17 protein-coding genes are annotated in these 17,684 nt (G+C 65.7%); 11 read left to right on the top strand and 6 right to left on the bottom strand.

The genetic code is table 11. The features are described 5' to 3' along the window. Positions 1-109: 109 nt before the first annotated feature. On the bottom strand, positions 110-2,830 hold the full coding sequence (acnA, locus tag BM118_RS28440; RefSeq protein ID WP_092189537.1) for an aconitate hydratase AcnA: 2,721 nt from the start codon (positions 2,828-2,830) through the stop codon (positions 110-112). A 242-nt stretch (positions 2,831-3,072) separates the two neighbouring features. Here acnA and ccmA point away from each other — a divergent pair, with 242 nt between their 5' ends. From ccmA to BM118_RS28415, 5 genes are all read left to right on the top strand, one after another. Further along, entirely contained in the window at positions 3,073-3,675 is a 603-nt protein-coding gene (gene ccmA / locus BM118_RS28435; RefSeq protein WP_092189535.1) for a heme ABC exporter ATP-binding protein CcmA, read from the top strand. 76 nt (positions 3,676-3,751) lie between these two features. Next, positions 3,752-4,420: a heme exporter protein CcmB gene (gene ccmB / locus BM118_RS28430; protein ID WP_027523533.1), complete on the top strand. Its 669-nt coding sequence runs from the start codon at positions 3,752-3,754 to the stop codon at positions 4,418-4,420. A 91-nt stretch (positions 4,421-4,511) separates the two neighbouring features. After that, complete coding sequence (locus BM118_RS28425; RefSeq protein WP_092189533.1) at positions 4,512-5,303, top strand: heme ABC transporter permease; 792 nt, start codon at positions 4,512-4,514, stop codon at positions 5,301-5,303. Continuing rightward, positions 5,300-5,485 carry a heme exporter protein CcmD gene (gene ccmD / locus BM118_RS28420; protein WP_092189531.1) on the top strand — a complete coding sequence of 62 codons (186 nt, stop codon included), beginning with the start codon at positions 5,300-5,302 and terminating at the stop codon, positions 5,483-5,485. The genes BM118_RS28425 and ccmD overlap by 4 nt, the downstream gene beginning before the upstream one ends. Further along, entirely contained in the window at positions 5,482-6,075 is a 594-nt protein-coding gene (locus BM118_RS28415) for a DsbE family thiol:disulfide interchange protein (RefSeq protein ID WP_092189529.1), read from the top strand. The genes ccmD and BM118_RS28415 overlap by 4 nt, the downstream gene beginning before the upstream one ends. Before the next feature lie 98 nt (positions 6,076-6,173). Here the strand turns inward: BM118_RS28415 and BM118_RS28410 are convergent, their stop codons facing one another. Beyond that, the gene (locus BM118_RS28410; protein ID WP_092189527.1) at positions 6,174-6,776 is read right to left on the bottom strand and encodes a septation protein A; all 603 of its coding nucleotides are present in this window, start codon (positions 6,774-6,776) and stop codon (positions 6,174-6,176) included. A 146-nt stretch (positions 6,777-6,922) separates the two neighbouring features. Further along, entirely contained in the window at positions 6,923-7,870 is a 948-nt protein-coding gene (ftsY, locus tag BM118_RS28405) for a signal recognition particle-docking protein FtsY (protein WP_092189525.1), read from the bottom strand. A 60-nt stretch (positions 7,871-7,930) separates the two neighbouring features. On the opposite strand from ftsY, the gene BM118_RS28400 reads away from it, so the two are divergent. Both BM118_RS28400 and BM118_RS28395 read left to right on the top strand, forming a co-directional pair. Further along, positions 7,931-8,632: an RluA family pseudouridine synthase gene (locus BM118_RS28400; protein WP_177234767.1), complete on the top strand. Its 702-nt coding sequence runs from the start codon at positions 7,931-7,933 to the stop codon at positions 8,630-8,632. Positions 8,633-8,865: 233 nt separating this feature from the next. After that, the gene (locus BM118_RS28395) at positions 8,866-9,975 is read left to right on the top strand and encodes a DUF2336 domain-containing protein (RefSeq protein ID WP_092189523.1); all 1,110 of its coding nucleotides are present in this window, start codon (positions 8,866-8,868) and stop codon (positions 9,973-9,975) included. Between the two features lie 194 nt (positions 9,976-10,169). On the opposite strand, the gene mtaB is transcribed toward BM118_RS28395, so the two are convergent. After that, the gene (gene mtaB, locus BM118_RS28390) at positions 10,170-11,423 is read right to left on the bottom strand and encodes a tRNA (N(6)-L-threonylcarbamoyladenosine(37)-C(2))-methylthiotransferase MtaB (RefSeq protein WP_092189521.1); all 1,254 of its coding nucleotides are present in this window, start codon (positions 11,421-11,423) and stop codon (positions 10,170-10,172) included. Further along, positions 11,423-12,298, bottom strand: a complete 876-nt coding sequence (gene dapF, locus BM118_RS28385; protein WP_092189519.1) for a diaminopimelate epimerase — start codon at positions 12,296-12,298, stop codon at positions 11,423-11,425. The genes mtaB and dapF overlap by 1 nt, the downstream gene beginning before the upstream one ends. Positions 12,299-12,500: 202 nt before the next feature. Here dapF and BM118_RS28380 point away from each other — a divergent pair, with 202 nt between their 5' ends. Both BM118_RS28380 and BM118_RS28375 read left to right on the top strand, forming a co-directional pair. Beyond that, positions 12,501-13,283, top strand: a complete 783-nt coding sequence (locus BM118_RS28380; RefSeq protein WP_092189517.1) for a GyrI-like domain-containing protein — start codon at positions 12,501-12,503, stop codon at positions 13,281-13,283. 5 nt (positions 13,284-13,288) lie between these two features. Then, positions 13,289-13,990: an SIMPL domain-containing protein gene (locus BM118_RS28375; protein ID WP_177234766.1), complete on the top strand. Its 702-nt coding sequence runs from the start codon at positions 13,289-13,291 to the stop codon at positions 13,988-13,990. 203 nt (positions 13,991-14,193) lie between these two features. Here BM118_RS28375 and BM118_RS28370 read toward each other — a convergent pair whose 3' ends face one another. Further along, on the bottom strand, positions 14,194-15,258 hold the full coding sequence (locus BM118_RS28370) for an MBL fold metallo-hydrolase (protein WP_177234765.1): 1,065 nt from the start codon (positions 15,256-15,258) through the stop codon (positions 14,194-14,196). A gap of 457 nt (positions 15,259-15,715) precedes the next feature. On the opposite strand from BM118_RS28370, the gene ffh reads away from it, so the two are divergent. Further along, positions 15,716-17,263, top strand: a complete 1,548-nt coding sequence (gene ffh / locus BM118_RS28365) for a signal recognition particle protein (protein ID WP_092189513.1) — start codon at positions 15,716-15,718, stop codon at positions 17,261-17,263. Between the two features lie 86 nt (positions 17,264-17,349). After that, entirely contained in the window at positions 17,350-17,682 is a 333-nt protein-coding gene (gene rpsP, locus BM118_RS28360) for a 30S ribosomal protein S16 (protein ID WP_011083313.1), read from the top strand. The last annotated feature ends 2 nt before the right edge of the window (positions 17,683-17,684 follow it).

Below are 17,684 nucleotides of genomic sequence, written 5' to 3'. Positions count from 1 at the left end.
CGGGCCCATCCGAAGCATGCCGCAAACGCGCGAAGGCGGCCCTGTGATAGGCCGCCTTCGTTTAACCTTCTACTCACGTCGCAGTGAGCCACCGTTCACAAATTCGCGCTTAGGCCGCGAGCTTGCGCAGCACGTAGTGCAGAATGCCGCCGTTCCGGTAGTAGTCGAGCTCGTCCAGCGTATCGATGCGGCAGAGCAGCGAAACGCGCTGCAACGAGCCGTCGCCGGAGACGATCTCCGCGGTCAGCTTCTGACGCGGCTTCAGATCGCCGACGAGACCACGCAGCGTGACCTTCTCGTCGCCCTTCAGGCCGAGCGACGACCAGGAGGTGCCTTCCTCGAAGGTCAGCGGCAGCACGCCCATACCGACGAGATTGGAGCGATGGATGCGCTCGAAGCTCTGGCAGATCACCGCGCGCACGCCGAGCAGACGCGTGCCCTTCGCAGCCCAGTCGCGCGAGGAGCCGTTGCCGTATTCGGCGCCGGCGAACACCACCAGCGGCACTTGCTCCTGCTGGTACTTCATCGCGGCGTCGTAGATCGACATCTGCTCGCCGTCGGGCCAGTGCTTGGTGAGGCCGCCTTCCGGGATGTTGCCGTCGGCGCCCTTGAGCATGAAGTTCTTGATGCGGATGTTGGCGAAGGTGCCGCGCATCATCACCTCATGGTTGCCGCGCCGCGTGCCGTACTGGTTGAAGTCGGCGGGACGCACCTGGTGCTCGCTGAGATATTTGCCCGCGGGCGAGGTGAGCTTGATCGAACCGGCCGGCGAGATGTGGTCGGTGGTGATCTTGTCGCCGAACATGGCGAGGATGCGCGCCTCGACGATGTCGGTGACCGGCTCCGGCTCCTTCTTCATGCCGTCGAAATAGGGCGGGTTCTGCACATAGGTCGAGCTCATGTTCCAGCGATAGGTCTCGCTCTCGACCGTCTTGATCTTGCGCCAGTTGGTGTCGCCCTTGAACACGTCGGCATACTTCTTCTTGAAGATCGACGCGGTCACGAACTTCTTCATGAAGGCGTTGATCTCCTTCGTCGTCGGCCAGATGTCCTTGAGGTACACCGGCTTGCCGTCCTTGCCCTCGCCGAGCGGCTCGACCGCGAGGTTCTTGGTGACGGTGCCGGCGAGCGCGTGCGCGACGACCAGCGGCGGCGAGGCCAGATAGTTCGCCTGCACGTCCGGCGAGACGCGGCCTTCGAAGTTGCGGTTACCGGAGAGCACGGCGGCGGCGACGATGCCGTTGTCGTTGATCGACTTCGAGATCTCCTCCGGCAGCGGACCGGAATTGCCGATGCAGGTGGTGCAGCCGAAGCCGACCAGGTTGAAGCCGACCTTGTCGAGATCGGCCTGGAGACCGGAATCGGCGAGATAGCCCGCGACGACCTGGCTGCCCGGGGCGAGCGAGGTCTTCACCCACGGCTTTGCCTTGAGGCCCTTTGCGGCAGCGTTGCGCGCCAGGAGGCCGGCGCCGATCAGCACGCTCGGGTTCGAGGTGTTGGTGCAGGAGGTGATCGCGGCGATCACGACGTCGCCGTGCCCGATCTCGAAGTTCTTGCCTTCGACGGCAAAGCGCTTCGCCGGCTCTTCGGCCTTCTTGTACTCATTGGCGAGCGCGACCGAGAAGCCTTCGGCGACCGACGGCAGCGCGATGCGGCCTTCGGGACGCTTCGGACCGGCCATCGACGGCACGACGTCGGCGAGGTCGAGCGTGAGGGTTTCGGTGAACACCGGATCGGCCGACTTGGCGGTGCGGAACAGCCCTTGCGCCTTGGCATAGGCCTGCACCAGCGCGACGCGCGGTGCCGCACGCCCCGACGTCTTGAGGTAGTCGATCGCGGCCGCGTCGACCGGGAAGAAGCCGCAGGTCGCGCCGTACTCCGGCGCCATGTTGGCGATCGTCGCCTTGTCGGCGACGGAGAGATTGTCGAGGCCGGGGCCGAAGAACTCGACGAACTTGCCGACCACGCCGAGCTTGCGCAGCATCTGCGTCACGGTCAGCACGAGGTCGGTGGCGGTGACGCCTTCCTTCATCGCGCCCTTCAGCTTGAAGCCGACGACGTTGGGCAGCAGCATCGACAGCGGCTGGCCGAGCATGCAGGCTTCCGCCTCGATGCCGCCGACGCCCCAGCCGAGCACGGCGAGACCGTTGACCATGGTGGTGTGGGAGTCGGTGCCGACCAGCGAGTCGGGATAGGCGACCTCGAAGGTGCCGGTCTTCTTGCCGACCGTCATCTTCTCCTTCTTGGTCCAGACCGTCTGGGAGAGATATTCGAGATTGACCTGGTGGCAAATGCCGGTGCCGGGCGGCACGACGGAGAAGTTCGAGAACGCCTTCTGGCCCCACTTCAGGAACTCGTAGCGCTCCTGGTTCTGCTTGTACTCCTCGGCGACGTTCTTGCCGAAGGCCTTGTTGTCACCGAAGAAGTTCACGATCACGGAGTGGTCGATGACGAGGTCGACCGGCACCAGCGGATTGATCTTCTCGGCATCGCCGCCGAGCTTCTGCATCGCGTTGCGCATCGCGGCGAGATCAACCACCGCGGGCACGCCGGTGAAGTCCTGCATCAGGACGCGCGCCGGGCGGAACGCGATCTCGTGCTCCAGCGACTTCTTGCGCAGCCATTTGGACACCGCGACGATGTCCGCCTTCTTGACCGAGCGGCCGTCCTCATTGCGCAGGAGGTTCTCGAGCAGGACCTTCATCGAATAGGGGAGTTTCGAAATTCCCTTCAGACCATTCTTCTCGGCCGTGGGCAGGCTGTAATAGACATAGGTCTTGGCGCCGACCTTGAGGGTCTTTTTGCATTTGAAGCTGTCGAGCGAGGTCATGTAGGAAATCCCAATTGTTAGTTATACCCGGCAAGGGGTATTTTAACACCGTCAGCGAATCCGGCTGGGTCGCTTGCAGGGGCAGGTTGAGTTGCTGCATCAAGTAGTTCCGGGCTTATAGAAGCTTTCTAACCGCGCCGCCACAGCCACAATCGTGCCGCAGCAATTCGCGAGCCAAAAATTCCCATGCGCTACCCCAAGTTTTCCTGAGGCCTGGTTTGGACGGATTGATACGAGGCAAGATGCAGCTTTCCGGACGTGGGGTGATCTGTGTGCGGGGTGGCCGCGAGGTGTTTGCCGGACTCGATTTCGAGGCCGGCTCCGGCGAGGCCGTGGCGGTCGTCGGCCGCAACGGCTCGGGCAAGACCTCGCTGCTGCGGCTGATTGCGGGCCTGCTCATTCCGGCCGGCGGGACAATCGCGCTCGATGGCGGCGATGCCGAGCTGACATTGCCTGAGCAATGCCACTATCTGGGCCATCGCGACGCCCTGAAGCCGGCGCTGAGCGTGGCGGAAAATTTGTCATTCTGGGCTGATTTTCTGGGCGGCGAGCGTTCCGACGCCCACGAGAGCCTCGCCACGGTCGGGCTTGACCACGCCACCCACCTGCCGGCCGCTTTCCTGTCGGCCGGCCAGCGCCGCCGGCTCTCGCTGGCCCGGCTGCTGACGGTGCGCCGCCCGGTCTGGCTGCTGGACGAGCCGACCACGGCGCTGGACGTGGCCGGCCAGGACATGTTCGGCGGCCTGATGCGCGACCATCTCGCCCGCGGCGGCCTGATCATCGCCGCGACCCACATGGCGCTGGGCATCGAATCACGCGAGTTGCGGATCGGGGCGATGGCATGATTCCGATGGACCCTCAGCTTTCCAAGCGGCCGGGCTCCGCCCTCTCCGTTCCCTCCCCCCTTGCGGGAGGCCCCCCATGACCGCCCTGTCCGCCCTCATCCGCCGGGACGTCCGGATCGCGCTCCGCGTCGGCGGCGGGGCGCTGATCGGCGTGCTGTTCTTCCTGACCGTGGTGGTGCTGATGCCGTTCGCGGTGGGGCCGGACCTGGCGCTGCTGTCGCGGCTGGGGCCCGCCATTCTCTGGCTCGGCGCGCTGCTGGCGAGCCTGCTGACGCTGGACCGGCTGTTCATGGCCGACCACGAGGACGGCTCGCTCGACCTGATCACCATGAGCCGGACGCCGCTGGAACTCGCCTGCGCGGCGAAAGCGCTGGCGCATTGGCTGGCGGCGGGCCTGCCGCTGATTGTCGCAACCCCCGTGCTGGGCCTCCTGCTCAACCTCGACATGGTCGCGACCGGCGCGGTGGCCCTGACGCTGCTGGCGGGCACGCCGGCCCTGACCTTTACCGGCATGATCGGCGCCGCGCTGGCGGTGACGCTGCATCGCGGCGGGCTTTTGATGGCGGTTCTGGTGCTGCCGCTGTCGATTCCCGTCCTGATCTTCGGGGTAGCGGCCTCCCAGGCGGTGATCGTCGGCCCCATGTCGTTCGGCGCGCCGTTCTCGATCCTGTGCGCTCTGTCGCTGGTCAGCCTCGTGATCGGCCCCTTCGCGGCGGCGGCGAGCCTGCGGCATGGGCTCGACTGAGATGAGCTCGACTGACCTTGACCCCGATCAACTTTCGCTGCCCGCTTTTATGCTGATTGCGTGAGTGCTGACCTGTGATTATCAGAATACCATGACGCTGATCGACCTCGCCAACCCGACACGGTTCCTCGCGCTGACGGCGCGGGTGTTGCCGTGGCTTGCGGCCGCGACCGTCATCCTGCTCGCGATCGGCCTCTATCAATCGGCTCTTGCGCCCGACGACTACCAGCAGGGCGCGACCGTGAAGATCATGTTCATCCACGTGCCCAATGCCTGGCTGTCGATGTTCGTCTGGGGCGTGATGAGCATCGCCTCGCTCGGCACGCTGGTGTGGCGGCACCCGCTCGCCGACGTCGCGGCGAAGGCGGCAGCGCCCATCGGCGCAGCCTTCACCTTCCTCGCGCTGCTCACGGGCTCGCTGTGGGGCCGGCCGATGTGGGGCACCTATTGGGAATGGGACGCGCGACTGACCTCGGTGCTGATTCTCTTCCTGATGTATCTCGGCCTGATGGCGCTGTGGCGCGCGGTCGACGATCCCTCGCGCGCGGCGCGCGCTGCCGCCGTGCTGACGCTGGTCGGCGCGATCAACCTGCCCATCATCAAGTTCTCGGTCGACTGGTGGAACACGCTGCACCAGCCCGCTTCCGTGATGCGCATGGGCGGCTCGTCGCTCGACAAATCGTTCCTGATTCCGCTGCTGGTGATGGCAATCGCGTTCACGCTGCTGTTCGTCACGCTGCACCTGGCTGCGATGCGCAACGAGATCCTGCGCCGCCGTGTCCGCTCGCTGCAAATGATGCAGGCGAGCCGCATCGCGTTTTCGAACGAAATGAGCGCCGGTTCGCGTCACGACAACGCGTCGAAAGAAATCGGGGCCGCATGACCATGTCGCTCGGTCCCTATGCCTCCTTCATCGTGACGTCCTATGCCGCCGCCGCCCTCGTGGTCGCGATCCTGATCGGCTGGATCGTGCTCGACTATCGCAGCCAGACCCGGCGCCTGCACGACCTCGACCGCAGCGGCATCACCCGCCGTTCGGGCCGTAGCGCGATGGATCGGCCATGAGCGATCACACGACTCCCGCACCGCCGCAGCGCCGGACCTTCCTGATGGTGCTGCCGCTGATCGCCTTCATCGGCCTGGCCGTTCTGTTCTGGTTCCGGCTCGGCAGCGGCGATCCCTCGCGGATTCCCTCCGCGCTGATCGGACGGCCGGCGCCGCAAACGATGCTGCCGCCGCTCGAGGGATTGCAGGTTGATAACGTCCAGGTGCCGGGTCTCGATCCCGCCGCGTTCAAGGGCAAGGTCAGCCTCGTCAACGTCTGGGCCTCCTGGTGCGTGCCGTGCCACGACGAGGCGCCGCTTCTGACCGAGTTCGCCAAGGACAAACGCTTCCAGCTCGTCGGCATCAACTACAAGGACGCCTCCGACAATGCGCGGCGCTTCCTCGGCCGCTACGGCAACCCGTTCGGCCGCGTCGGCGTGGATGCGAACGGCCGCGCCTCGATCGAATGGGGCGTCTATGGCGTGCCGGAGACCTTCGTCGTCGGGCGTGAGGGCACCATCGTCTACAAGCTGGTCGGCCCGATCACGCCGGACAATCTGCGGAGCGTGCTGCTGCCGCAGTTGGAGAAGGCGTTGAAGGCGGGGTCTTAGCCAAGACCGTCATTGCGAGCGTAGCGAAGCAATCCAGAGTCCCTCCGCGGATACATTCTGGATTGCTTCGCTGCGCTCGCAATGACGAGCTGAGAGAATTACCCCTTCCTCACATCCCCCGCTTCCGCCTCGCTCGTTTCCAGCGAGACCGGCTCGAGGTGATAGCGCTTGGTCAGCGGCATCTGGGCGATGGCGAAGATCATGGTCAGCGGCGTCACGCCGAACACCTTGAAGTTCACCCAGAAATCCGTGCTCTGGGTGCGCCAGACGATCTCGTTCAGCACCGCCATGCCGGCGAAGAACAGCGCCCAGCGCAGCGTCAGGATGCGCCAGCCCTGCGGGGTCAGGTTGAACATCTGGTCGAACATCACGGCGATGAAGGAGCGGCCGAACAGGAGCCCGCCGCCGAGGATGGCGGCGAACAGGCTGTAGATGATGGTCGGCTTGACCTTGATGAAGGTCTCGTCGTGCAGCACCAGGGTGAGCGTGCCGAACACCAGCACGATCACGCCCGTCACGATCGCCATGATCGGGATATGGCGCGTCACCACATAGGAGGCGATCATCGCCGCGACGATCGCGACCATGAAGGCGCCGGTCGCGGCGAACAGGTTGAACTTCGCATTCACGAAGAAGAAGACGAGCAGCGGACCGAGTTCGGTCGCAAGCTTGAACAGCGGATGCGGCTGGGTCTTGTCCATCACCTGACCTTTGTTGCTGTCATCCCCCGCCTTGTGCGCAATTGCGCACTGGGGCGGGGGATCCAGTATTCCGTGGCGCCTGTGATCTACAACCAGCGGCGCGGCGTACTGGATGCCCCGCCTGCGCGGGGCATGACGAAAGAAACCTATGATTCGATTCCGGCGATCGCGCGGGCGAAGTCGCGCGCGGTGAAGGGCGCGAGATCGTCGACGCCTTCGCCGACGCCGATGAAATGCACCGGCAGTTTGAATTTTTCCGCGAGCGCCACCAGGATGCCGCCGCGCGCAGTGCCGTCGAGCTTGGTCATCACGAGGCCGGTGACGCCGGCGGTGCGATGGAAGGCCTCGACCTGCGACAGCGCGTTCTGGCCGACGGTGGCGTCGAGCACAAGCAGCACCGCATGCGGCGCAGTCGCGTCCACCTTGCGAATGACGCGCACGACCTTTTCGAGCTCGTTCATCAGCTCGGCCTTGTTCTGAAGCCGCCCGGCGGTGTCGATCAGGAGCACATCGATGTTCTGCTCCTTCGCCGCCGTCAACGCGTTGAAGGCGAGGCTCGCCGAGTCGGAGCCTTGCGCCCCCGCAATGACCGGCGTCCTGGTGCGCTCGCCCCAGACCTTGAGCTGCTCGATGGCTGCGGCGCGAAACGTGTCGCCGGCGGCCAGCATCACCTTGCGGCCTTCGGAGGCGAATTTCTGCGAGAGCTTGCCGATGGTGGTGGTCTTGCCGGAGCCGTTGACGCCGACGACGAGAATGACGAACGGCTTCTTGGCCGTATCGATCGCGAGCGGCTTTGCAACCGGCGCCAGCACCTTCTCGACCTCGGTCGCAACGACGTCCTTGACCTCGTCCGCCGAGATCGCCTTGTCGTAGCGCCCCGTGCCGACGGCGTCCGCGATGCGCACCGCAACCTGCGTGCCGAGATCGGCGCGCAAGAGCACGTCCTCGATGTCGTCGAGCATGGCGCGGTCGAGCTTGCGCTTGGTGACGAGGTCGGCGACCGCGGTCCCGAGCGTGGACGAGGTGCGCTTCAGCCCGTTGGACAGGCGGCGCCACCAGCTCAGCTTGGGGGGATCTGACGTGGTATCGTTCATGATGGCGGTGTGTTAGCCGTTCCGGCTCCCAAACGAAAGTCTTGACCGAAAGTCCTGCAATTGCTCGATGTTCCCGAATTGACCGCTGACGAAATCTTAGGCCGCGTGCTCCATCGCGACGGATTGATGCTGGTCATCGACAAGCCGGCCGGCCTGCCGGTGCATCGCGGCCCCAAGGGCGGCGCCAATCTGGAGGCGTCCTTCGACGCGCTCCGTTTCGGCCTGCCGCGGCCGCCGGTGCTGGCCCACCGGCTGGACAAGGACACCTCCGGCTGCCTCGTGCTCGGCCGCCATCGGAAAGCCACAGCCTCGCTTGGCCTGCTGTTCAAGCACGGCAAGATCGGCAAGACCTACTGGACCGTGGTCGAGGGCGGGCCTGCCGAGGACGAAGGCACCATCGATATGCCGCTCGGCCGGCTCAATGCCGAGCGCGGCTGGTGGCAGAAGCCCGATCCGGAAGGCCAGAAAGCCATCACCAACTGGAAGGTGATGGGCCGGGGAAATGGCCTGGCCTGGCTCGCCATGGAACCGGTGACCGGGCGGACCCACCAATTGCGGGTGCATTCGGCCGCGACCGGCTGGCCGATCTTCGGCGATAACATTTACGGCAACGGCCCCCGCTTCGGCGAGCCGCGCCTGCATCTGCATTCCCGCGAGATCGTGGTGCCGATTTCCCGGAACAAAGAGCCGGTCCGTGTGGTGGCCCCGGCCCCGCCCCACATGCACGAGCGGCTGCGCGCCTGCGGCTGGAACGGGGAATAACCCGCACAGCCGGTAGACCCTCATGGTGAGGAGGCGCGTCAGCGCCATCTCGAACCATGCAAGGCCCCGCTGCTGCAGACGGGCCTCGATCCTTCGAGACGCGCCCGCTTTGCGGGCTCCTCAGGATGAGGGTCCACCGGTCCATGGTTTACGAAACGTTCAGTGCTCGCCTCTAATGATAGCGGTTGCTTAGAACAAGCTTCCGTCAATCCGCTCAGGACGAGCCGCGCGTCATGTCCAAGGCCGAGCTATCGATCATCGACGAGGTCGAATCCGCGATTCGGATTGGCTCGGCGGAAAAGGGCCTGGAGACGGCCCGCCGCGTCACCGACCTGTTTCTGTCCTCCGCCGGTAGTTTTGACGACGAGCAGATCGCACTGTTCGACGAGGTGCTCGAGCGCCTGATCGGTACCATCGAGCTGCGCGCCATCGCCGACATGGGCGCGCGCGTCGCGCTGGCCGAGATCAGCGCGCAGCTCGCGCCGATCGCGCAGGCGCCGCCCTCGGTCATCCGCCGCCTCGCCAACAATGACGAGATCCGCATCGCCGGTCCCGTGCTCCAGGAATCCGCGCGCCTCGACGAGGGCGAGCTGGTCAGGATCGCATCATCCAAGGGCGAACTGCATCTGCTCGCGGTCGCCGGGCGCTGGTGGCTGAAGGAGATCGTCACCGACGCGCTGCTGGCGCGCCGCTATCCCAGCGTCAGCCGGCGGCTTGCCGCCAACCCCGGCGCGCGCGTTTCCGGAGGCGGATTCGCCATCATCGTCGGCCAGGCGGAGAGCGATCCGGAGCTCGCCGTCAGCGTCGGCGTCCGCGTCGACCTGCCGTCGGAGCTGCGCCGCGAGTTGCTGCGCTCGGCGAGCGATGCGGTTCGCACCCGCCTCTTGTCACGCGCGCCGCCGCATCTGTTCGAGGAAATCCAGAGTGCGATCGCCGCCGTCACCGCCGGCGTCGCGCGCGAGATGTCAGGTGTCCGCGATTTCGAAGGCGCCAAGCGCGCCATCGCAGGTCTCAAGGCATCCGGCCAGCTCAACGAGGCGACGCTGTTCGGCTTTGCCAAGCAGCGGCGCTATGAAGAAGCCGTCGCGGCGCTGGCGGCGTTGTCGCAATCCACCGTCGAAGTGATTCGCCCGCTGATGCAGAGCCTGCGCGAGGACGGCCTGCTGGTGCCGTGCAAGGCGGCGCAGCTCAGCTGGGAGACGACAGCTGCCGTGCTCGAAAGCCGATTTGCGACCGGCGCGATGAAGCCGGCCGACCTCGCGAGAGCGCAAAGCCATTTCGCCCACATGACACCGGAGAACGCGCGGCGGACGCTGCGGTTCTGGCAGGTGCGGGCGTCGTAGACACCCCGCATCCACCCCCTCGGGGTCGTCCCGGCGAAGGCCGGGACCCATAACCACAGGGAGAAGTTTGGCGACGGCTAGCAGTTACTCTGCTTCGTTGGGACAAGCACCGCGCATAATCGATAGATCACGCGGTATGGGTCCCGGCCTTCGCCGGGACGACGTTGGGGATGGAGTTGTGTGATGACCGCAGATTACGTGGTCAGCCGCTCGCCATCACTGCCGGCAATCCTCAGCGGCACGACACTCCCCACGCGCGCGCCCGCAATCGCGACCGGCAGATAATGCTCCGTGCGGCCCTGGCTGCCGCTCTCGATCAGCACATCGCGCGTTGCGCCGATCTCGGCTTGCAGCCGCTGACGCAATGCTGCCTCACCAGCCGCACGCAGCCGCCGCGCACGTTCCTTGATCTCCGGCCCCGCAACCTGCGGCATCCGCGCGGCGGGCGTGCCGGGGCGCGGGGAATAGGGGAAGACGTGCAGGAAGGTGAGGCCGCATTCCCTGACCAGATCGAGCGAGCGCGAAAACATCGCCTCGGTCTCGGTGGGGAAGCCCGCGATGATGTCGGCGCCGAAGGCGATGTCCGGCCGCAGGCGCCGCACCTGGTCGCAGAAGGCGATCGCATCGCCCCGCAAATGCCGCCGCTTCATGCGCTTCAAAATCATGTCGTCGCCGGATTGCAGCGACAGGTGCAGATGGGGCATCAGGCGTGAATCGTCGCCGATGGCATCCAGCAGATCGTCATCCGCCTCGATCGAATCGATCGAGGAGATGCGCAGGCGCTTCAGCTCCGGCACATGGCGCAGGATCTGCTTGGTCAGCATGCCAAGCTTCGGCGCACCCGGCAGATCGGCGCCATAGCTGGTGAGATCGACACCGGTCAGCACGATCTCGGCGTGACCACGTTCCGCCAGCGCCCGCACCTGCTCGACCACGGCGCCCATCGGCACCGAGCGCGAATTGCCGCGGCCGAACGGGATGGTGCAGAAGGTGCAGCGGTGGTCGCAGCCGTTCTGCACCTGCACGAACACGCGCGGCAGGCCGCTCGCGAAGCCGTCGAGGAGATGCGGCGCCATCTCCTTCACCGCCATGATGTCGCTGACGGCGATCTTCTCGCTGGCACCGATGTCGAAGGCAGCGCGCGTATCGCGCCAGGCATCGCTGCGCATCTTGTCGTCATTGCCGACGACGCGGTCGACCTCGGCCATATCGGCGAACATCCGGCTCTGCGTCTGCGCGGCGCAGCCGGTGACGACGATGCGCGCCTCCGGCCGCGCGCGCTTCAGCTTGCGGATCGACTGCCGCGCCTGCGCCACGGCCTCGTTGGTGACGGCACAGCTGTTGATGACGATGGTGTCGGAGAGCCCCGCGCCTTCGGCCTCGCGGCGGATCACCTCGGCCTCGAAGGCGTTGAGGCGGCAGCCGAAGGTGACGATCTCGACGGACATCAGCCGACCGGCGCGAACAGCGCCGGATCGAAATTGCTCTCATATTCGAAGGTCGCGGTGCCCGTCATCAGCACGTGATCGTCGCGCTCGCGCCATTCGATGCCGAGCTTGCCGCCGGGCAACGTGATCTCGACATTGCGCTCGGCGCGCTTCAGCCGCGCCGCGGCGACGGCCGTGGCACAGGCCGCCGAGCCGCAGGCCCTGGTGAGCCCTGCCCCACGCTCCCAGGTGCGGATCGTGATGTGGTCGCGATCGACGACATGGGCGAGCGTGATGTTGGCGCGCTCGGGGAAGATCGGATGGTTTTCCAGCAGCGGACCAAAACGCTCGAGGTCATAGGCGTTGACGTCGTCGACCCAGAAGATCGCGTGCGGGTTGCCCATGCTCACCACCGAGGGCGAATGCAGGATCGGATTGTCGATCGGGCCGATCTGCAATTCGATGTAGCGGGTATCGCGAAACTCCTCCGCCAGCGGAATGTCCTGCCAGCCGAACCTGGGCACGCCCATGTCGACGGTGTAGAGATCGGGTGCCGGGCCCTGCCAGCAATTGAGCAGGCCCGCCGCGGTCTCGAACGTCGCCGTTGCCTGCCCGGTCTTCTCGAAGATGCGCCGCACCACGCAGCGCATGCCGTTGCCGCAGGCGCCGGCTTCGGAGCCGTCATTGTTGTAGATGCGGATGAAGGCCTCGGTGCCGTCGAGCCGCGGCTTCTGAAGCACCATGAGCTGATCGTAGTGCACGCCGCCGTGCGCAGATGCCACCGCGCGGGCGTCGTCCGGCGTCACCGCCGAGGCGGAATCGCGCATGTCGACAACGACGATCTCGTTGCCGATGCCGTTCATCTTGGCAAATGCGTGGTTGGCCAGCGCGCTCATGAAAATTCCCGAATTTCGCCCGCCTTATATGGCGATCCTTGGCCGCTTGGCCAGTGTTTTGCCGCCGGGCGCCAGGTCGTCTGCCATGACGCATCTGTCATGGGACGAATTCGGCGCTCGCGTGTTAGAACCGCGTAGTTCGCGCGAACCGGGATGCGCGGCCGGGTTAAGGCCTTGGTGGGCAAGGTCTGGGGAGAATAAAATGAACACTTTTCGTCGTCTTGTTCTGGCCGCGCTGATCCCGGCAGCGGCCTTGTCATTTGGCCTGTCCGGCACTCTGGCACAGACGCCGAGCCCGGCACCGGCCGCCTCGGCAAGTCCTTCTCCAATCAGTCCCTCGCCGGCCCCGTCGGTTTCGCCCGCTCCGGCTGCAAGTGCCTCGCCTGCCCCTGCGGCAACATCCTCGCCTGCGGCGAGCGCCTCACCCGCCCCGGCCGCATCGCCGGCGCCCGCAGCCAGCGCTTCGCCCAGCCCGGGCGCACCGCCGCCCGCCGCAGCCGCCACCCCCGCCCCGGTCCAGACCGCCGATCCCTTTGGCCTCGAGACCACGCTGGAGTCCAGGAAGGTCGTGATGGTCAAGGGCACTGCCAATTGGGACTCGGCCTTCGACACCCTGGTCGACGCCTTCAAGGCGCTGAACACGCTCCTGGACAAGCAGGGCATCAAGCACGCCGGCAATTCGATGATCGTCTACACCTCGACCGACGACACCGGCTTCACCTTCCTCGCCGAGATCCCGGTCGATCAGGACCCGCAGAAACTGCCCAAGGACATGAGCATCGGCAAATCGCCGGAGGGCAAGGCGCTGAAATTCGTCCATCGCGGCTCCTACGACAACATGGACAACACCTATGAGGCGATCACCAATCACCTCGACGACAAGAGGCTGGAAGCCAAGGACACCTTTATCGAGGAGTACCTCACCGATCCCCTGAAGACGGCGGAGGACAAGCTCGTGATCAATGTTTTCGTGCCGCTGAAGTGAGACCGATGAAAAAGCCTGCCGTACTCGCCTCCGTTCTTGCCACCACGCTGCTGGCCGCGCCTGCGCGCGCCGACGATTTCCCCTCCGCGATCTCGGTGAGCGGCGAGGCCACCGTTTCAGTGGCGCCCGATCTTGCGCAGATCGACGCGGGTGTCGCCAATGACGCCAAGACGGCGAAGGAAGCCACCGACGCCAACAACGCCGCGATGGGCAAGGTGCTGCTGGCGCTGAAGGGTGCCGGGATCGCCGAGAAGGACTACCAGACCTCGCGGCTGTCGCTGCAGCCGCAATACGGCCAGAACAAATCCACCGGCGCCTCGCCGGTGATCGGCTTCCGCGCCTCCAATCGCGTCACCGTCAAGATTCGCGACGTGACCAAGGTGGCCGGCATCATCGACACGCTGGTCGGCGCCGGTGCCAACGACATCGGCAACATCTCGTTCGAGGTGACGCAGGCGTCAAAACTGCTCGACGAGGCCCGCGAGCAGGCGGTGGTGGATGCCCGCCGCAAGGCCGAGATCTACGCCAAGGCCACCGGCGTCACGCTGGGCGCGCCGCTCAGCGTCTCCGAAGGCGGCGCGCCGATGCCGTTGTTCAAGACGCGAATGGCAACGGCACCGATGGCCGCACCCGCCGCCGTTGCACCCGGCGAGGAGACGCTGTCGGTGACGGTGAATGTGAGCTGGGCGATCAAGCAGGGGCAGTAGCAAGCTTCGTAAGAGGCAGGCTGCTCGCCACAAATACAGCCGTCGTCCTGGCGAAAGCCAGGACCCATTACCCCAGGGAGTTGTTGTAGCGCGAAGCGGGTAACCCCGAGCCTTCGCCAAACGATTCCCTGTGGTAATGGGTCCTGGATCAGCGCTCGCTCCGCTCGCTTGTCCAGGACGACGAGTTGAATGGGTGTTGAGAGCTAAATCTCCACCACCTGCCCCGGCTTCATCGCGACAAATCTCTCTTGCGGAATTTCGGCGACATCCAGCGCTTCGACCAGCGCCTTGGCCGGTGCGTCGATCGCTTCATCCGTGAGCTGGAACGTGCCGTGGTGATGCCCGAGCGCGTCCTGCGCGCCGCAATCGAGCAGCGCCTTCACCGCGTCTTCCGGATTCATGTGCTGGTCGCGCATGAACCAGCGCGGTTCGTAGGCGCCGATCGGGAGGATCGCCAGGCGTAACGGCCCGTGCTTCTCGGCGACGCGGCGGAAATGTCTGCCGTCGCCATAGCCGGAATCGCAGACGACGTAGATTTTCCCGGCCGGCGTCTCCAAGACAAAACTCGCCCACAGCGCCTTGTTGCGATCGAACAGGCCGCGCGCGGTCCAGTGCCGGGTCGGGACCAGATGCACGGCGATGCCGCCGCCGAGCTCGACGCGGTCGTGCCAGTCGAACGCCTCAGCGTTGATCGACGAGTCGGCGCTACCCATCGTCACGTCATTGCCGAGCGGCGTGACCACCCGCGGGGCAAAATTCTTGGCGAGCCGCGAGAGCGTCGCGATGTCGAGATGATCGTAATGCCCGTGCGAGACCAGCACGACGTCGATCTTCGGCAGCTTCTCGAAGGCGATGCCGGGATCGTTGTGCCGCTTCGGTCCGGCAAAGCTGATGGGCGACACCCGCATCGACCAGACGGGATCGACGAGGATGTTGAGGCCGCCGGCCTGGATCAGCCAGCTGGCGTGACCGACGAAGGAGAGCCGCACCTTGCCGCCGTCGACGCGCTCCGGCGGGGTGTCGGCATGGGGGCTCGGGGCCCAATCCGGCCAGGTCGCCCGCTGCCGCTTGCCGCTGAACTGCCAGCGCAGCACCTCGCGAAGCGATTTCGGCGGCGCGCCGTCGGGATCGAAGAAGTTCAGGCCGTCGAAATGGTCGGAGACGGAGCCGTCATAGGTTTTCATGCGTGACATCCAGAGGGAGGGGACACCGACCAGCGCAGCTGCTCCGGCAAGCAGTCCGAAAAGGCGGCGGCGGGTGACCGGCACGGGCGAGCTTCTAGGGATGGTGCGGACGGTAGGGCATCACCGCCTATATGGGCGGGGCCAGAGGAAAAGGAACCCACCGCCGGAAAGGACGTGTTTTCAAGGCCTTGCCTTCCGAAGCGGCTCCCACCACCCTAACTTTCCTTGACTTTTGGGCGGGAGCGGCGTTTAACCCCGCCACTTTCTCGGAAAGGCTTTCTTTTCGACCCGCCGACTGGCCCCGGAGGTCAGAGGTCAACGCCCGACAGCGCTGTGCGCCCTCGGGCGCAAAGGTGTTTGGAAGATCGCTTGCCGGGTAAGTGGTCATCCCCCGCGAAGGCGGGGGATCCAGTATTCCAGAGGCGCCTCGGCTAAAGCCGAGAGGCCGCGGCGTACTGGATGCCCCGCCTTCGCGGGGCATGACAGCGGTGAGTAACGGAGCGCTCTTCCCATTCGGGAGGACAGCAACAGGACAACGGCATTGTTCGACAATCTGTCGGAACGGCTTGGCGGCATCCTCGATCGTCTGACGGGGCGCGGGGCGCTGACCGAAAAGGACGTCGATGCCGCGATGCGCGAGGTGCGCCGCGCGCTGCTGGAGGCCGACGTCGCGCTGGAAGTCGTGCGCAGCTTCACCGAGCGCGTCCGCGAGCAGGCGATCGGCGCCACCGTCGTCAAGTCGGTGACGCCCGGCCAGATGGTGGTCAAGATCGTCCATGACGAGCTGATCAACACGCTCGGCGCCGAAGGCCAGACCATCGACGTCAATTCCGTGCCGCCGGTGCCGATCATGATGGTCGGTCTGCAAGGCTCCGGTAAAACCACCACCACCGCGAAGCTCGCCCGCCGCATGGTCCAGCGCGACAAGCGCAAGGTGCTGATGGCCTCGCTCGACGTCTATCGCCCGGCGGCGATGGAGCAGCTGGCCGTGCTCGGCCGCGATCTCGACATTCCGACCCTGCCGATCGTGGCGGGACAGCAGCCGGCGCAGATCGCCAAGCGCGCGCTGGAAGCCGGCAAGCTCGGCGGCTACGACGTCGTGCTGCTCGACACCGCCGGCCGCACCACGCTCGACGAAGAGATGATGGCGGAAGCCGCCGCGATCAAAGCCGCGGCCAACCCACATGAAGTGCTGCTGGTCGCGGACTCTCTCACCGGCCAGGACGCAGTCAATCTTGCCCGCGCCTTCGACGAGCGCGTCGGCCTCACCGGCATCGTGCTGACCCGCGTGGACGGCGACGGCCGCGGCGGCGCCGCGCTGTCGATGCGCGCGGTCACCGGCAAGCCGATCAAGCTGATCGGCACCGGTGAAAAGACCGACGCGCTGGAGGACTTCCACCCTGATCGTATCGCCGGCCGCATCCTCGGCATGGGCGACGTGGTGTCGCTGGTCGAACGCGCCGCCGCCAACATCGACGCCGAAAAGGCCGCGCGCACTGCCGAGCGCATGCGCAAGGGTCAGTTCGACCTCAACGACATGCGCGAGCAGCTGTCGCAGATGGCCAATATGGGCGGCATCAGCGGCCTGATGGGCATGATGCCCGGCATCTCCAAGATGAAGAACCAGATCGCGGCCGCCGGGATCGACGACAAGATCTTGAAGCGCCAGGTCGCCATCATCGATTCCATGACGCGCGACGAGCGCCGTCATCCCGACCTGCTCAAGGCCAGCCGCAAGAAGCGCATCGCCGCCGGCTCGGGCCAGAGCGTCGAGCACGTCAACAAGCTGCTCAAGATGCACCGGAACATGGCCGACGTGATGAAGGCCATGGGCTCGGGCAAGCGCGGCCCGCTCGCCGGCATCGCCCAGGCCATGGGCTTTGGCGGCGGCACGAAGATGCCTTCGCCCGAAGAGATGAAGGCGATGCAGGAGAAGATGCAGGGTGGCGGCGGACAGGGCCTGCCCAACCTGCCGAAGGATCTGCCGCCCGGTCTTCGCTCAGGTTTACCGAATTTGCCGGGGCTTACGGGCCTCAGCGGCAAGCCGACCCTTCCGGGGCTCGGCGGTTTTCCCGGCAAGAAGAAATGAGGAATTCGTCGCACGGGATCGATAAGCATCCCGCGCAACGCGGAATACCAATCAACCGAACAAACTGTACTTTGAAGGAGAACTGAATGTCCGTCGTTATCCGCCTCGCCCGCGCAGGCACCAAGAAGCGTCCCGTCTATCACGTCGTCGTCGCCGACTCGCGCTTTCCGCGCGATGGCCGCTTCATCGAGCGTCTCGGCTATTTCAACCCGCTGCTGCCGAAGGACAACGAGGCGCGCCTCAAGCTCGACATGGAGAAGGTGAAGGCCTGGGTCGCCAAGGGCGCGCAGCCGTCGGACCGCGTGTCGCGTTTCCTCGACGCCGCCGGCGTCAAGAAGCGCGAAGCCCGCAACAACCCGCAGAAGGCCGTGCCGCGCAAGGAGCGCAAGGCGCAGGCCGAAGCCGCCGCGAAGGGTTAAGG

The sequence above is a fragment of the Bradyrhizobium sp. cf659 genome, assembly GCF_900113725.1.
In the GTDB taxonomy this organism is placed as follows: domain Bacteria; phylum Pseudomonadota; class Alphaproteobacteria; order Rhizobiales; family Xanthobacteraceae; genus Bradyrhizobium.
The sequence above is the reverse complement of the archived record's forward strand: the minus strand, read 5'-3'. Positions and strand labels throughout refer to the sequence as shown.

Coding starts and splice junctions, on each gene's coding strand:
- acnA (WP_092189537.1), bottom strand. CDS start 2,830: ATGACCTCGCTCGACAGCTTCAAATGCAAAAAGACCCTCAAGGTCGGC.
- ccmA (WP_092189535.1), top strand. CDS start 3,073: ATGCAGCTTTCCGGACGTGGGGTGATCTGTGTGCGGGGTGGCCGCGAG.
- ccmB (WP_027523533.1), top strand. CDS start 3,752: ATGACCGCCCTGTCCGCCCTCATCCGCCGGGACGTCCGGATCGCGCTC.
- BM118_RS28425 (WP_092189533.1), top strand. CDS start 4,512: ATGACGCTGATCGACCTCGCCAACCCGACACGGTTCCTCGCGCTGACG.
- ccmD (WP_092189531.1), top strand. CDS start 5,300: ATGACCATGTCGCTCGGTCCCTATGCCTCCTTCATCGTGACGTCCTAT.
- BM118_RS28415 (WP_092189529.1), top strand. CDS start 5,482: ATGAGCGATCACACGACTCCCGCACCGCCGCAGCGCCGGACCTTCCTG.
- BM118_RS28410 (WP_092189527.1), bottom strand. CDS start 6,776: ATGGACAAGACCCAGCCGCATCCGCTGTTCAAGCTTGCGACCGAACTC.
- ftsY (WP_092189525.1), bottom strand. CDS start 7,870: ATGAACGATACCACGTCAGATCCCCCCAAGCTGAGCTGGTGGCGCCGC.
- BM118_RS28395 (WP_092189523.1), top strand. CDS start 8,866: ATGTCCAAGGCCGAGCTATCGATCATCGACGAGGTCGAATCCGCGATT.
- mtaB (WP_092189521.1), bottom strand. CDS start 11,423: ATGTCCGTCGAGATCGTCACCTTCGGCTGCCGCCTCAACGCCTTCGAG.
- dapF (WP_092189519.1), bottom strand. CDS start 12,298: ATGAGCGCGCTGGCCAACCACGCATTTGCCAAGATGAACGGCATCGGC.
- BM118_RS28380 (WP_092189517.1), top strand. CDS start 12,501: ATGAACACTTTTCGTCGTCTTGTTCTGGCCGCGCTGATCCCGGCAGCG.
- BM118_RS28375 (WP_177234766.1), top strand. CDS start 13,289: ATGAAAAAGCCTGCCGTACTCGCCTCCGTTCTTGCCACCACGCTGCTG.
- rpsP (WP_011083313.1), top strand. CDS start 17,350: ATGTCCGTCGTTATCCGCCTCGCCCGCGCAGGCACCAAGAAGCGTCCC.